Annotated in this window: 12 protein-coding genes; 2 read left to right on the top strand and 10 right to left on the bottom strand. The window is 68.1% G+C overall.

Annotated elements, in window-relative coordinates; all coding sequences use genetic code 11:
* From BC358_RS03880 to BC358_RS03845, 8 genes are all read right to left on the bottom strand, one after another.
* Positions 1–1067: phosphoglycerate kinase (locus BC358_RS03880; RefSeq protein ID WP_079364723.1), on the bottom strand; the 1067-nt coding region annotated here is incomplete at its 3' end.
* Positions 1068–1081: 14 nt separating this feature from the next.
* Entirely contained in the window at positions 1082–2089 is a 1008-nt protein-coding gene (gene gap, locus BC358_RS03875) for a type I glyceraldehyde-3-phosphate dehydrogenase (RefSeq protein ID WP_079364722.1), read from the bottom strand.
* 37 nt (positions 2090–2126) lie between these two features.
* Positions 2127–2834 carry a phosphoglycolate phosphatase gene (gene gph / locus BC358_RS03870; protein WP_066156612.1) on the bottom strand — a complete coding sequence of 236 codons (708 nt, stop codon included), beginning with the start codon at positions 2832–2834 and terminating at the stop codon, positions 2127–2129.
* Positions 2834–4903 (bottom strand): transketolase, encoded by a 2070-nt coding sequence (gene tkt, locus BC358_RS03865; RefSeq protein WP_079364721.1) that lies wholly within the window; start codon positions 4901–4903, stop codon positions 2834–2836. The genes gph and tkt overlap by 1 nt, the downstream gene beginning before the upstream one ends.
* A 19-nt stretch (positions 4904–4922) precedes the next feature.
* On the bottom strand, positions 4923–5807 hold the full coding sequence (locus BC358_RS03860; RefSeq protein WP_079364720.1) for a phosphoribulokinase: 885 nt from the start codon (positions 5805–5807) through the stop codon (positions 4923–4925).
* A 36-nt stretch (positions 5808–5843) separates the two neighbouring features.
* Positions 5844–6944 carry a class 1 fructose-bisphosphatase gene (locus BC358_RS03855; RefSeq protein WP_079364719.1) on the bottom strand — a complete coding sequence of 367 codons (1101 nt, stop codon included), beginning with the start codon at positions 6942–6944 and terminating at the stop codon, positions 5844–5846.
* Between the two features lie 19 nt (positions 6945–6963).
* Positions 6964–7662, bottom strand: coding sequence for a ribulose-phosphate 3-epimerase (gene rpe, locus BC358_RS03850; protein WP_079364776.1), 699 nt, complete (start codon positions 7660–7662; stop codon positions 6964–6966).
* Positions 7663–7694: 32 nt separating this feature from the next.
* Positions 7695–8402 (bottom strand): HAD-IA family hydrolase, encoded by a 708-nt coding sequence (locus tag BC358_RS03845; RefSeq protein WP_079364718.1) that lies wholly within the window; start codon positions 8400–8402, stop codon positions 7695–7697.
* A 110-nt stretch (positions 8403–8512) separates the two neighbouring features.
* Between BC358_RS03845 and BC358_RS03840 the strand changes: the two genes are divergently transcribed.
* Complete coding sequence (locus BC358_RS03840) at positions 8513–9454, top strand: LysR family transcriptional regulator (RefSeq protein ID WP_066156594.1); 942 nt, start codon at positions 8513–8515, stop codon at positions 9452–9454.
* Between the two features lie 10 nt (positions 9455–9464).
* Here the strand turns inward: BC358_RS03840 and BC358_RS03835 are convergent, their stop codons facing one another.
* The gene (locus BC358_RS03835) at positions 9465–10559 is read right to left on the bottom strand and encodes a patatin-like phospholipase family protein (protein WP_079364775.1); all 1095 of its coding nucleotides are present in this window, start codon (positions 10557–10559) and stop codon (positions 9465–9467) included.
* Between the two features lie 102 nt (positions 10560–10661).
* On the opposite strand from BC358_RS03835, the gene BC358_RS03830 reads away from it, so the two are divergent.
* Positions 10662–11642 carry a tripartite tricarboxylate transporter substrate binding protein gene (locus tag BC358_RS03830; protein ID WP_079364717.1) on the top strand — a complete coding sequence of 327 codons (981 nt, stop codon included), beginning with the start codon at positions 10662–10664 and terminating at the stop codon, positions 11640–11642.
* An 18-nt stretch (positions 11643–11660) separates the two neighbouring features.
* Here the strand turns inward: BC358_RS03830 and BC358_RS03825 are convergent, their stop codons facing one another.
* Positions 11661–12485 (bottom strand): HDOD domain-containing protein, encoded by an 825-nt coding sequence (locus BC358_RS03825; protein ID WP_079364774.1) that lies wholly within the window; start codon positions 12483–12485, stop codon positions 11661–11663.
* Positions 12486–12536: the final 51 nt, after the last annotated feature.

The following is a 12536-nucleotide window of genomic DNA, read 5'->3' as shown; positions in this document are numbered from 1 at the left end:
GTGCCGTTCTCGAAGGCGGCGAACTCGAACACGCCCACCGGGCCGTTCCAGACGATGGTGCCGGCGGCCTTGAGCTTCTCGGCCAGCCTGGCCGCGGTCTTGGGGCCGATGTCCAGGATCAGGTCGTCGTCGGCCACCTCGGTGGCGGCTTTGACCGTCGCGGGTGCATCCGCGGCGAAGGCCTTGGCGCAGACCACGTCCTCGGGGATCGGCACCTCGGCACCGCGCGCCTTCATGGCTTCGATCACCGCCGTGGCTTCGCCCAGCAGATCGGGCTCGGCCAGGCTCTTGCCGATCTTCAGACCCGCGGCCAGCATGAAGGTGTTGGCGATGCCGCCGCCGACGATCAGGCCGTCGACGTTCTTGGCCAGGGCCTGCAGGATGGTCAGCTTGGTCGAGACCTTGGAGCCGGCGACGATGGCGACCAGCGGGCGCTTCGGGTTGGCCAGCGCTTTGGAAATCGCATCCATCTCGGCCGCCAGCAGCGGGCCGGCGCAGGCGATGGGTGCCGTCTCGGCGATGCCGTAGGTCGTGCCTTCGGCGCGGTGCGCGGTGCCGAAGGCGTCGTGCACGAAGATGTCGCAGAGCTTGCCCAGCTTGGCGGCCAGCTCGGGCTTGTTCTTCTTCTCACCCACGTTCAGGCGGCAGTTTTCCAGCAGCACCACCTCGCCGGGTCCGACGGCAAAGCCACCGTCCACCCAGCCGGACACCAGCCGCACCTCGATGCCGAGCAGGTCGGACAGCCGCCTCGCCACGGGGGAGAGCGAGTCCTCCGGCTTGAACTCACCCTCGGTCGGTCGGCCCAGGTGGGAGGTGACCATCACGGCCGCGCCGGCGTCCAGCGCCATCCGGATCGCTGGAATCGAGGCGCGCACGCGCGTGTCCTCGGTGATGCGGCCGGCGTCGTCCCAGCCGTCGCCGGGCCGCCCCAAGGCGGCTGAGCCCCCCTCGGGGGGGCAGCGATGCGTGGGGGGCGAGAGAGGCACATTGAGATCGGCCCGGATGAAGACGCGTTTGCCGCGGGCAAAGCCGCTGCGGCACACGTCGCTGAATCGGAGGAATTTCATCGCGCCCTCCCGGTTCAGTTCGCGCCCACGTGCTGCACGAAGCGCATCATGTTGCAGGTGTAGCCGTACTCGTTGTCGTACCAGCTCACCACCTTCACGAAGCTCTTGTCCAGCGCGATGCCGGCGTCGGCGTCGAAGATCGAGGGCATGGAACAGCCACGGAAGTCGGTGGAGACCACCTTGTCGCTGGTGTAGCCCAGCACACCCTTGAGCGGCCCTTCGGACGCCGCCTTCATGGCCGCGCAGATGTCGTCGTAGCTGGCCTCGGCGCTCAGTTCGACCGTCAGGTCCACCACCGACACGTCGGAGGTCGGCACCCGGAAGGCCATGCCGGTGAGCTTCTTGTTCAGCGCGGGCAGCACCACGCCCACGGCCTTGGCGGCGCCGGTGGACGAAGGAATGATGTTCTCCAGGATGCCGCGGCCGCCGCGCCAGTCCTTGCTCGACGGGCCATCCACGGTCTTCTGCGTGGCGGTCGCCGCGTGCACCGTGGTCATCAGGCCGCGCTTGATGCCGAAGCGGTCGTGGAGCACCTTGGCCACCGGGGCCAGGCAGTTGGTGGTGCAGGACGCGGCGGACACGATGGCTTCGCCCGCGTAGGTCGCATGGTTCACGCCGTACACGAACATGGGCGTGTCGTCCTTGGACGGCGCCGACTGCACGACCTTCCTGGCACCGGCTTCCAGGTGCTTCTGGCAGGTGTCCTTGGTGAGGAAGAAGCCGGTGGACTCGATCACCACGTCGGCGCCCACCTCGTTCCACTTCAGGTTCGCCGGGTCCTTCTCGGCCGTCAGGCGGATCTTGCGGCCGTTGACCACCAGGTGATTCCCGTCCACGGCCACCGTGCCCTTGAAGCGGCCGTGCACGCTGTCGTATTGCAGCATGTAGGCCAGGTAGTCGGGCTCCAGCAGGTCGTTGATGGCCACGACCTCGATGTCCTTGAACTCCGCTTCCTGCGCCACCGCGCGGAACACCATGCGGCCGATGCGGCCGAAGCCGTTGATGCCGATCTTGAGGCTCATGTCTTCTGTCTCCGGATGAAATAAATAAAAGAGGCGTTCAGGCCGAAGCGGCGTTGGCACGCAGGCTCAGCGAGGTGGTCAACGCCGAAAGGTCGGGGATCACGCGGTCGGGCCCGCAGGCCTCGATCGGCTCGCCCATGTTGTAGCCATAGGGCAGCGCCCAGACGGCGATGCCGGCGTTGCGCGCGGTGGCCACGTCGATGGACGAGTCGCCCACGAACAGGGCCCGTTCGCGCGCCACACCGAAACGTTGCAGGCAGTCGTGGATGGCGGCAGGGTCCGGCTTCTTCACCGGCAGCGTGTCGCCGCTGATGACGCGGTGAAACAGCGGCGTGAGGCCGTGCACGTCCAGCACGGTCTGCGTGTAGCGCCCTTCCTTGTTGGTCACCACCGCCAGCTTCACGCCTGCCGCACGCAGCGCCTCCAGGCTCTCGCGCACCTTCGGATAGAGGTGGCTGCGCGTGCCGCAGCGCGCCTGGTAGTGCTGGCCGAACTCGGCCTCGATGGGGCCGAAGGCGTCGGACGCGCGCACCTCGGCCGGTGCGATGCCCAGGGCCTGCGCCAGGGCCTTGATCAGCAGCTCGCGCGTGCCGTGTCCGATCCAGTCGTCCACCTGCTGCTGCGCCACGGGCGCATGGCCCAGACCGGTGAGCGTGTCGTTGACCGCATCGGCGATCTCGGGCGCAGTCTCCACCAGGGTGCCGTCGAGATCGAACAGCACCATGTCAAAAAGGCGGGCGTCCATCAGTGGGTTCCCACGACGATGTGCTCGGGCAGCGGCTCCTCGCGGCGGTGCGAAGCGCGGTGCGCCAGGGTTCGCACAGCATCGGCCACGCGCCCGGCCGTGATGCCGAAGTGCTGGTACAGCTCTTTGGCCGGCGCCGACTCGCCGAACGTGGCGATGCCCACCACCACGCCGGTGCGGCCCACGTACTTGCGCCAGAAATCGGGGTGCGCGGCCTCCACCGCCACCGTGGGCAGCGACAGCGGCAGCACCTTGTCCTGGTAGGCCTCGGGCTGGCGGTCGAACACGTTGGTGCTGGGCATGGACACCACGCGGGTGCGCACGCCGTCGGCGGCCAGCGCCTTCTGCGCCGCCAGCGCGATCTCGATCTCCGACCCTGTGGCGACGATCACCGCCTGCGGCTGCTCCATGTCGGAGAGGATGTAGCCGCCGCGGCGTATCTGCCCCGCGGTGATCTGGCCGGTCACAGACGGCAGGTTCTGGCGCGAGAGGCACAGGGCGCTCGGGCCGTCGCGGCGCTCGATGGCACAGGCCCAGGCGACCGCAGTCTCCAGCCCGTCGGCGGGGCGCCAGACATCCAGGCCCGGGATGAGGCGCAGGCTGGGCACATGCTCCACGCTCTGGTGCGTCGGTCCGTCCTCGCCCAGACCGATGGAGTCGTGCGTGAAGACGTGGATCACGCGCTTCTTCATCAGCGCGGCCATGCGGATGGCGTTGCGGCTGTAGTCGCTGAAGGTGAGGAAGGTGCCGCCGTAGGGGATGTAGCCGCCGTGCAGGGCGATGCCGTTCATGATCGCCGCCATGCCGAACTCGCGCACGCCGTAGCTCAGGTGGTTGCCCCAGGCATCGCGGCCGGCCTTCACGCAGCCCTTGAAGTTGGTGAGGTTCGATCCGGTGAGATCGGCGCTGCCACCGAAGAACTCCGGCACCAGGGCGCTGAGCGCATCCAGCGCGTTCTGGCTGGCCTTGCGCGTGGCCACCGGGTCGGTCTTGGCCGCGATGCCCTCGAACAGCGCGGGCAGGCGGGCCTCGAAATCGGCCGGCAGATCGCCCGCCACGCGGCGCTCGAACTCGGCCGCCTCGGCGGGGAACTCGGTGCGGTAAGCCTCGAAGCGCTGGCGCCAAACGCGCTCGGCCGCGGCACCGCGCTCGCGGGCGTTCCACGCGGCGGCGACGTCGGCCGGGATCTCGAACGGCGCCGCCGTCCAGCCCAGCGCCTCGCGCGTGGCCTGCACCTCGGCCGCGCCGAGGGCCGCACCGTGCACGTCGTGCGTGCCGGCCTTGTTGGGCGAGCCCATGCCGATCACGGTCTTGCAGCAGATCAGGGTGGGCTTGCCGTCGGCGCGCACGCCCTGCTTCTTCGCGGCGACCAGCGCCGCCTCGATGGCCGCCGGGTCGTGGCCGTCCACGTCCGGAATCACGTGCCAGCCATAGGCCTCGAAGCGCTGGGGCGTGTCGTCGGTGAACCAGCCTTCGACGTGGCCGTCGATGGAGATGCCGTTGTCGTCGTAGAAGGCCACCAGCCTGGACAGGCGCAGCGTGCCGGCCAGCGCGCAGGCCTCGTGGCTGATGCCTTCCATCATGCAGCCGTCGCCCAGGAACACGTAGGTGAAGTGGTCGACGATGGTGTGGTCCGGGCGGTTGAACTCCTGCGCCAGCAGCTTCTCGGCCAGCGCCATGCCGACGCCGTTGCTGATGCCCTGACCCAGCGGGCCGGTCGTCGTTTCCACGCCGGGGGTGATGCCGACCTCGGGGTGGCCCGCGGTCTTGCTGTGCAGCTGGCGGAACTTCTTCAGCTCCTCCATCGGCAGGTCGTAACCCGTCAGGTGCAGCAGCGCGTAGAGCAGCATGGAGCCGTGGCCGTTGGACAGCACGAAGCGGTCGCGGTCGGGCCAGTGCGGGTTGGCCGGGTTGTGTTTGAGGTGCCGGTTCCACAGCACCTCCGCGATGTCGGCCATGCCCATGGGCGCGCCGGGGTGGCCACTCTTGGCCTTTTCCACGGCGTCGACAGCGAGCATGCGGATGGCGTTGGCCATCTGGCGGGCGAGTTCGGGGGTCGGGTTTTTCATGTCTGTCTCCTCGTCCCGATCAACCCTGCCCCAGCGCGCGCTTCTTGCGTTCCATCATCCGCCAGATGAAGGGCGTGAAGATGAGCTGCATCGCCAGCTCCATCTTGCCGCCCGGCACCACGATGGTGTTGGCGCGGCTCATCCACGAGCCGTTGATCATGGACAGCAGGTACTGGAAGTCGATGCCCTTGGGCTTGGCAAAGCGGATCACCACCATGCTCTCGTCGGCGCTGGGAATGTCGCGCGCGATGAAGGGGTTGGAGGTGTCCACCACCGGCACGCGCTGGAAGTTCACATGGGTCAGGCCGAACTGCGGGACTATGTAGTTCACGTAATCGGGCATGCGGCGCAGGATGGTGTCGACCACCGCCTCCTGGCTGTAGCCGCGCTGGGTCTTGTCGCGGATCAGCTTCTGCGTCCATTCCAGGTTGATCGAGGGCACCACGCCGATCAGCAGGTCGGGGTAGCGCGCAATGTCCACGGTGTCGGTCTTCACCGCGCCGTGCAGGCCTTCGTAGAACAGCAGGTCGGTGTCGGCCGGGATCTCTTCCCAGGGCGTGAAGGTGCCCGGTTCCTGCTGGTAGGGCGCCGCTTCTTCGGCGTTGTGCAGGTACTTGCGGCACTTGCCGCTGCCGTCGGTGGCGTACTGGCGGAACAGGCCTTCGATCTCCTCGAACAGGTTGCCCTCGGCACCGAAGTGGCTGAAGTGCTGGTTGCCCTTGGCCTCCTCCTCGGCCATGCGCACCTTCATGGCCTTGCGGTCGTATCGGTGGAAGCTGTCGCCTTCGATGACGGCGGCGGTCAGCTCCTCGCGGCGGAAGATGTTCTGGAAGGTGCGCGTCACCGTGGAGGTGCCTGCGCCGCTGGAACCCGTGATGGCGATGATGGGATGTCGTTCTGACATGGCTTGTCTCCGGAGATGAAAAATGCGGTGCGAGGCTCAGGCAAGGAATAGCGAGCGCTCTGCGAACAGCGGGTTGTCGTCCTTGTAGGCCACCGGTTCTCGGTGGTAGCGCTCGATGCGCTCGACCTCGTGTTTGCTGCCGAAGACCAGGCCGATGCGCTGGTGCAGCGCCGTGGGCTGGACGGTGAGCATGGGTTCGCGGCCGGTGCTGGCACGGCCGCCGGCCTGCTCCATGATCATGGCGATGGGGTTGGCCTCGTACAGCAGGCGCAGGCGGCCCGGCTTGCTGGTGTCCTTGGTGTCGCGCGGGTACATGAAGACGCCGCCGCGCATCAGGATGCGGTGCGCCTCGGCCACCATGGACGCGATCCAGCGCATGTTGAAGTCCTTGCCGCGCGGTCCGGTCTTGCCGGCCAGGCACTCGTCCACGTAGCGCTTCACCGGCGCTTCCCAGAAGCGCGCGTTCGACGCGTTGATGGCGAACTCCTGCGTGTCCTCGGGCACCTTCAGGTTGGGGTGGGTCAGCATGAACTGGCCCAGGTTCGGGTCCAGCGTGAAGCCGGCCACACCGTTGCCCACGGTCAGCACCAGCATGGTGGTGGGGCCGTAGAGCGCGTAGCCCGCGGCCATCTGCTGCGTGCCGTGCTGCAGGAAGTCGGCCTCCACCACGTCGCGGCCGGAGTCGATCACGTCCTGCGGCGCGCGCAGGATGGAGAAGATCGAACCCACGGTCACGTTCACGTCGATGTTGCTCGAACCATCAAGCGGGTCGAACACCAGCAGGTACTTGCCGCGCTGCTGCGTCTCGGGAATCTGGTACGGGTGGTCCATTTCTTCGGACGCCATGCCCGCCAGGTGGCCGCCCCACTCGGTCATCTGGGTGAAGTACTCGTTGCTGATCACGTCCAGCTTCTTCTGCACCTCGCCCTGCACGTTGACGCTGGTGCTCACCTCGGGCTCGGCACCCGGGTTGCCCAGCACGCCGCCGAGTTCACCGAAGGCGACCGAGCGCGCGATGGCCTTGCAGGCCAGGGCCACGTCCAGCAGCAGGGCGTTGAAGTCGCCGCTGGCACCGGGGTAGCGGCGGCGTTGTTCGATCAGGTATTGCGTGAGCGTGAAGCGGCGGCGCGTGGTCATGGCAGGGCTTTCGGAGGTTTCAGGAATTCGAGGCTTGGGCGGCGTGGCGGCGCAGCGCGTTCATCACGTTGCGGTAGCCGCCGTCGTTGTCGGGCGCGCCGAACACGGCGCTGCCGGCCACCAGGGTGTCGGCCCCGGCGGCGACGATCTCGGCGATGTTGTCGACCTTCACGCCGCCGTCCACTTCCAGCCAGATCTCGCGGCCGGTCTCGACCTTTACCGCATCGATGCGGCGGCGCGCGTCGCGCAGCTTGCCCAGCGTGGACGGAATGAACTTCTGGCCGCCGAAGCCCGGGTTCACGCTCATCAGAAGCACCAGGTCCAGCTTGTCCATGACGTGGTCCATCAGCGCAAGCGGCGTGGCCGGGTTGAACACCAGGCCGGCCTTGCAGCCGTGGTCGCGGATCAGCTGCAGCGTGCGGTCCACATGGCGGCTGGCTTCGGGGTGGAAGCTGATGAGGTTGGCGCCGGCCTTGGCGAACAGCGGGATCAGCGCGTCCACCGGCTCCACCATCAGGTGCACGTCGATGCCGATGGTCACGTGCGGGCGGATCGCCTCGCAGACCAGCGGCCCGATGGTGAGGTTGGGCACGTAGTGGTTGTCCATCACGTCGAAGTGCACCAGGTCGGCGCCCGCGGTTTCGATGGCCCGCACCTCCTCGCCCAGGCGGGCGAAGTCGGCCGAGAGGATGGAGGGGGCGATGCGGATGGCGGACATGGGGCGCGTTCGGTGGATGAAACGGGTCGGGCTCACTGGGCATGCCACTCGCGCAGCCGCGGCACGCTGACCTGCGTCAGGTCGGCCACGGTGCGCAGTGCACCCTTGAAATCGTGGTGGGCGGTGAAGCGGTTGGGCGTGATCACCGTCTTCAGGCCTGCGGCTGTCGCGGCGCGCAGGCCGTTGGACGAGTCCTCGAAGGCCACGCAGTCGGCGGCGCGGAAGCCCAGGTCGGCCAGCACCTTCATGTAGACCTGCGGGTGCGGCTTCTTGATGGGCGCGTTGCTGGCATCGCCGACGGCCAGAAAGTGCCCGCGCCAGTCGGGGCCGATGGCTGTGCGCAGCAGGGCCGCGATGTTCACCGGCGAGGTGGTGGTGGCAATGGCCAGCTGCAGGCCCTGGGCGCGGGCCTCGCTCATCAGCGCCAGCACGCCGGGCCGCAGGGTCACGGCGCCCTGGAGCACCGCGTTCTCGTAGTACGCGGTCTTGGTCTCGTGCAGCCGGGTCACCAGATCCTTCACCGCGCCCGCGTCGACCTCCTTGTGCTCGGGGTTCACGCTCTGCCAGTAGTGCATCAGCCGCTCGCGCCCGCCGGAGATGTCCAGCAGGCGGATGTATTCGTCCACCCCCCAGCGCCAGTCCAGCCCCTCCTGGCGGAAGGCGTGGTTGAAAGCCTCCAGGTGCAGGCCTTCGGTGTCGGCCAGCGTGCCGTCAACGTCGAAGATCAGGGCCTTGAGCATGTCCGTTCACCTTTTTCATGCAATGGAATTCGAGGGGTGAAGGGACTGTAGGGATCAATTCAAATAAGGTAAATTCACATATCGTTGACTTTCACTTAAGCAATAACTTAATGAAGAACGCCACCTTCCGCCAGCTGCGGGTGTTCAACGAGGTGGCCCGCCACCTCAGCTTCGCGCGCGCGGCCGAAGCCCTGCACCTCACGCCGCCCGCGGTGACCATGCAGATCAAGGAGCTGGAAGGCCACGTCGGCCTGCCGCTGTTCGAACGCTCGGGGCGGCAGGTGGCGCTGACCACGGCCGGCGAGTACATGCTGGTCTACGCGCGCAAGGTGCTGGCCACGCTCAAGGACGCCGAGGACACGGCCGCGCGCCTCAAGCAGGTGGAGGCCGGGCAGCTGACCATCGGCATGGTCAGCACCGCCAAGTACTTCCTGCCGCCGCTGCTGGCGCAGTTCCAGCACGAACACCAGGGGGTGGAAATCCGGCTGGAGGTGGGCAACCGCGAGCAGTTGGTGAAGATGCTGCAGGGCAACGAGGTGGACATCGCCATCATGGGCCGCCCGCCCCGCGAACTGGCCACGCGCGTCGAGCCCTTCGCGGCCCACCCGCATGTGTTCGTGGCGCCGGTGGACCACCCGCTGATGCGCATCGGCCACCCCACGGTGGAGAGCCTGCGGCCCTACGGCTTCATCCTGCGCGAACCGGGTTCGGGCACGCGGGCGGCGATGGAGAAGTTCCTGGAGAAGTCGCGCATGGAGCCGCGCGTGGTGATGGAGATGGGCAGCAACGAGACCATCAAGCAGGCGGTGATGGCCGGCATGGGCATCAGCTTCCTCTCGCTGCACACCATCGGACTCGAACTCGAACACGGCCTGATCGCCATCCTCGACGTGGAGGGCACGCCCATCGTGCGCGCCTGGAACGTGGTGCACACGCTGTCCAAGCTGCTCTCACCCTCGGCCGAGGCCTTCCGCTACTTCATGCTGGAACACGCCGAGCGCTACCTGGCCGACAAGTACGGCCGCCACCTGCGGCTGCAGCCGGCCGGCTGAGCGAGCCGCTTCAGAGCGGCTCGACGCGCGAGAGGTCGGGCCGCTCCAGCCACTGCGCGAACTCGTCGGCCAGTTGTTCGGCCGCCGCGGTCGCGCCGTTCCACACCTTCATGCGGCCCGCCAGGTCCTGGCCGTAGCGGGTGAAGTCGTTGCGGTCGGGCAGCTTGCCTTCGGGCAGGGTGCGCACCCAGCCGGGGTCGGGCGCGATCACCAGCATGCGGTCCAGCGCGTGGCTGGCCACGTGGCGGTGCTTCCAGGCCTTGTCCAGCCAGCCCGGCACCACGGCCTGCTGGAAGTGCGGGTAGAGCACGATGGGCGACGCCTCGGGCGTGCGGTAGTGCAGGTGCAGGTGGTAGTCGGTGATGCCGCCGTCCCAGTAGGCACCGGCCGGCGCGCCCGGGATGTGCTGCACCGGCCGCAGCACGAAGGGAATGGAACAGCTGGCCTGCAGCGCCGGCATGAAGTTCTCGGCGCTGAGCGGAATCTGGCGCGTGCGGAAGTCGTGGGTGGCGAACGGCAGGGGCGCCGCGTGGCCCGAGGCCGCCGAGGAGAACACCACCCGCTCCAGCCAGGCGCCCAGCGCCTTGCGGCCCACCGCGTTGCTGACGAAGGCGCCCAGATAGCCCAGCGGCGTGCGCAGGGCGCCGTCGCGCGCCAGCACATGGCGCCCGCGCGAGGCCACGATGTGCAGGCGGTAGCGCGGGTGCGCCAGCACCTCGTTCACACGGCCGCCATAGAAGCGCTGTAAGTTGCTCGCGAACTGCCCGCTGATCTGCTCGGGCGTGGCGCGCTTCTTTCCGGGCGGCAGCTCGAAGTGCTGGGCGATGTATTCGCGCTGCAGGTGCATCAGCGCCGCCGCGGGGTCGTCCAGGCAGGCGGTGGCCATGCGCCAGGCGCCGATGGACGCGCCCACCAGGTCGACCGGCTGGGCGCTGCGCGGCAGCCACTGGCCAAAGATGAAGCGGTCCAGCGGACCGAGGATCAGGCCCTTGGGGCCGCCCGCCGCGGCGGGAATGGCGCCGACGTCCTGCGGGCGCAGGCCCTGCTCGCGCAGGTGGCGCAATGCCGCAGGCCCGGCGTAGAAGCGCAATGAGGGTGTGGACACAGATTCGGGCGGCACCGGGTTAACCCGGACGCCGTTGACAGCAGAGTGACAGACGAGGGAACTGAAATGCCGATTGGAACCGAAACCCGAGGAGACACACGAATGCACCGACGACAGCTCCTGCTCGCCGGCGCGGCCAGCGCCGCCGCTTTCCACCCGGTGCTGCGCGCGCAGGCCCCTGCGGGCGTGGCCCCGAAGCCGCTGGCGTCCATGCGCATCTACATCCCCGGTGGTGAGGGCGGCGGCTGGGACCAGACCGGCCGCGCCCTGGGCGCATCCCTCCAGGCCGCCGGCCTGGCCGGCAAGATCAGCTACGAGAACAAGGGCGGCAAGGGCGGCACCATCGGCCTGGCCGACTTCGTGGCCCGCTACAACAGCGACCCCGGCGCCCTGCTGGTCGGCGGCATGGTGATGCTGGGTGCGATCGCGGTCGGCCGACCCGAGGTGACGCTGGCCCAGGTCAGCCCGGTGGCCCGGCTCACCAACGACTACATGGTGCTGGTGGCCAAGACCGGCTCACAGCCGGCCACCATGGCCGCGCTGGTGGAAGCCATGCGCAAGGACCTCGGCAAGGTCGCCTTCACCGGCGGTTCGGCCGGCGGTGTCGACCACATGCTCGCGGGCATGATCGCGCGCCAGCTGCGGCTGGACGTGACCAAGCTGAAGTACCTGCCCACCGCCAGCGGCCGCGAGGCGACGGCCCTGCTGGACAAGGGCGAGGCCCAGGTGGCGATCTCCAGCTACAGCGAGTTCCAGGCCGACATCGAGAAGAAGGCGCTCACGCCGCTGGCGATCTCCTCGCGCAAGACGCTCTACGGCGTGCCCTCGCTCACCGAGCAGGGCGTCAACACCGAGCTGGGCAACTGGCGCGCGGTGTTCGGCCCGGGCCAGGTGCCCGAGGCAGACCGCGAGAACCTGCGGCGCATCGTGGTCACCGCCACGCAGCACCCGTCGTGGATCCAGTCGCTTCAGGAAAGGAAATGGCTCGGTGCGCTGCAGCACGGCAAGGACTTTGCCGAGCAGCTCACCATCGAGCAGGCCATCGCCAGCGCGGTGACCATGATGCTGCGCCTCAAGAGCTGAGGCCCCGCCGCCGCGGTCTCAGTCTTCGTGCGCGACGGCTTCCTCGCGCGTCAGCGAGGGGATTTCTTCACCGATCACGATGTCCGGGTCGATGCCCAGCACCAGCCCCACCGGGTCGGGGTAGGTGTTGATCAGCGCCTCGCTGCCCAGCGACAGCTCCTGCGCGCGCGCGCGCCAGGACGCGATGTGGATCACACCCGCGATGGGCTCGTAGACGTCGTTGTCGAACGGCGCCACCTGGTGCTCGATCGAATCGATCATCTTCTTGGGAAATTTCCACTCACGCGCCAGCGCCGCACCCACCTCGGCGTAGCTGTAGCCGAACAGGCCGCGTTCGGCGCGCGCCCGCTTGAGGTCGAGCATGGGAATGCTGCGGTCCAGGTCAATCATGGCCTCGGGCATGCCGGCGTGCATCACCAGCTCGCCGATGCAGTGGATCAGGCCCGCGGTGAACGCCGTGCTCTCGTCCATGCGCAGCGGCAGTGCGATGTAGCGCGAGAGGTTGGCGCTGTTGAGGCTGTAGCGCCAGAACTGGTTGAGGTTCATGCCGCCGACAGCGTGGAAGCCGTCGCCCAGGGCGGCGCCGATCACCAGCGCGCGCACCTTGATCAGCCCCATCACGTTGATCGCATCGCGCGCCGTGGTCACCGCGCGGTGCAGCCCGAAAAAGGCGGAGTTGGCCATCTTCAGCAGCTTGGCGGTGAGGACCGGGTCGTCCTCGATCAGGGCAGCGACCCTGAGCAGGTCCACGTCGTCCTGCTCGAAAGTTTCCATCAGCTTTCGGACCACCTTGGGAGCGGAAGGGAGGGCACTGGGCTGCTTGAGGAGTTTTTCGAGCTGCATGGCAGACATCCTTATGTAAAAAAACCGCCGTTGGTTTTCAGTGCTTTCGAC

The organism is Hydrogenophaga sp. H7 (genome assembly GCF_002025745.1).
GTDB classification, from domain to species: Bacteria; Pseudomonadota; Gammaproteobacteria; order Burkholderiales; family Burkholderiaceae_C; genus Hydrogenophaga; species Hydrogenophaga pseudoflava.
Note: the sequence above shows the minus strand (reverse complement) of the source record. Positions and strands in the feature narration are given on the sequence as shown.

Bases quoted from the DNA above. Each gene is read 5' to 3' on its own strand.
- gap (WP_079364722.1), bottom strand. From the start codon at position 2,089: ATGAGCCTCAAGATCGGCATCAACGGCTTCGGCCGCATCGGCCGCATG.
- gph (WP_066156612.1), bottom strand. From the start codon at position 2,834: ATGGACGCCCGCCTTTTTGACATGGTGCTGTTCGATCTCGACGGCACC.
- tkt (WP_079364721.1), bottom strand. From the start codon at position 4,903: ATGAAAAACCCGACCCCCGAACTCGCCCGCCAGATGGCCAACGCCATC.
- BC358_RS03860 (WP_079364720.1), bottom strand. From the start codon at position 5,807: ATGTCAGAACGACATCCCATCATCGCCATCACGGGTTCCAGCGGCGCA.
- BC358_RS03855 (WP_079364719.1), bottom strand. From the start codon at position 6,944: ATGACCACGCGCCGCCGCTTCACGCTCACGCAATACCTGATCGAACAA.
- rpe (WP_079364776.1), bottom strand. From the start codon at position 7,662: ATGTCCGCCATCCGCATCGCCCCCTCCATCCTCTCGGCCGACTTCGCC.
- BC358_RS03845 (WP_079364718.1), bottom strand. From the start codon at position 8,402: ATGCTCAAGGCCCTGATCTTCGACGTTGACGGCACGCTGGCCGACACC.
- BC358_RS03840 (WP_066156594.1), top strand. From the start codon at position 8,513: ATGAAGAACGCCACCTTCCGCCAGCTGCGGGTGTTCAACGAGGTGGCC.
- BC358_RS03830 (WP_079364717.1), top strand. From the start codon at position 10,662: ATGCACCGACGACAGCTCCTGCTCGCCGGCGCGGCCAGCGCCGCCGCT.
- BC358_RS03825 (WP_079364774.1), bottom strand. From the start codon at position 12,485: ATGCAGCTCGAAAAACTCCTCAAGCAGCCCAGTGCCCTCCCTTCCGCT.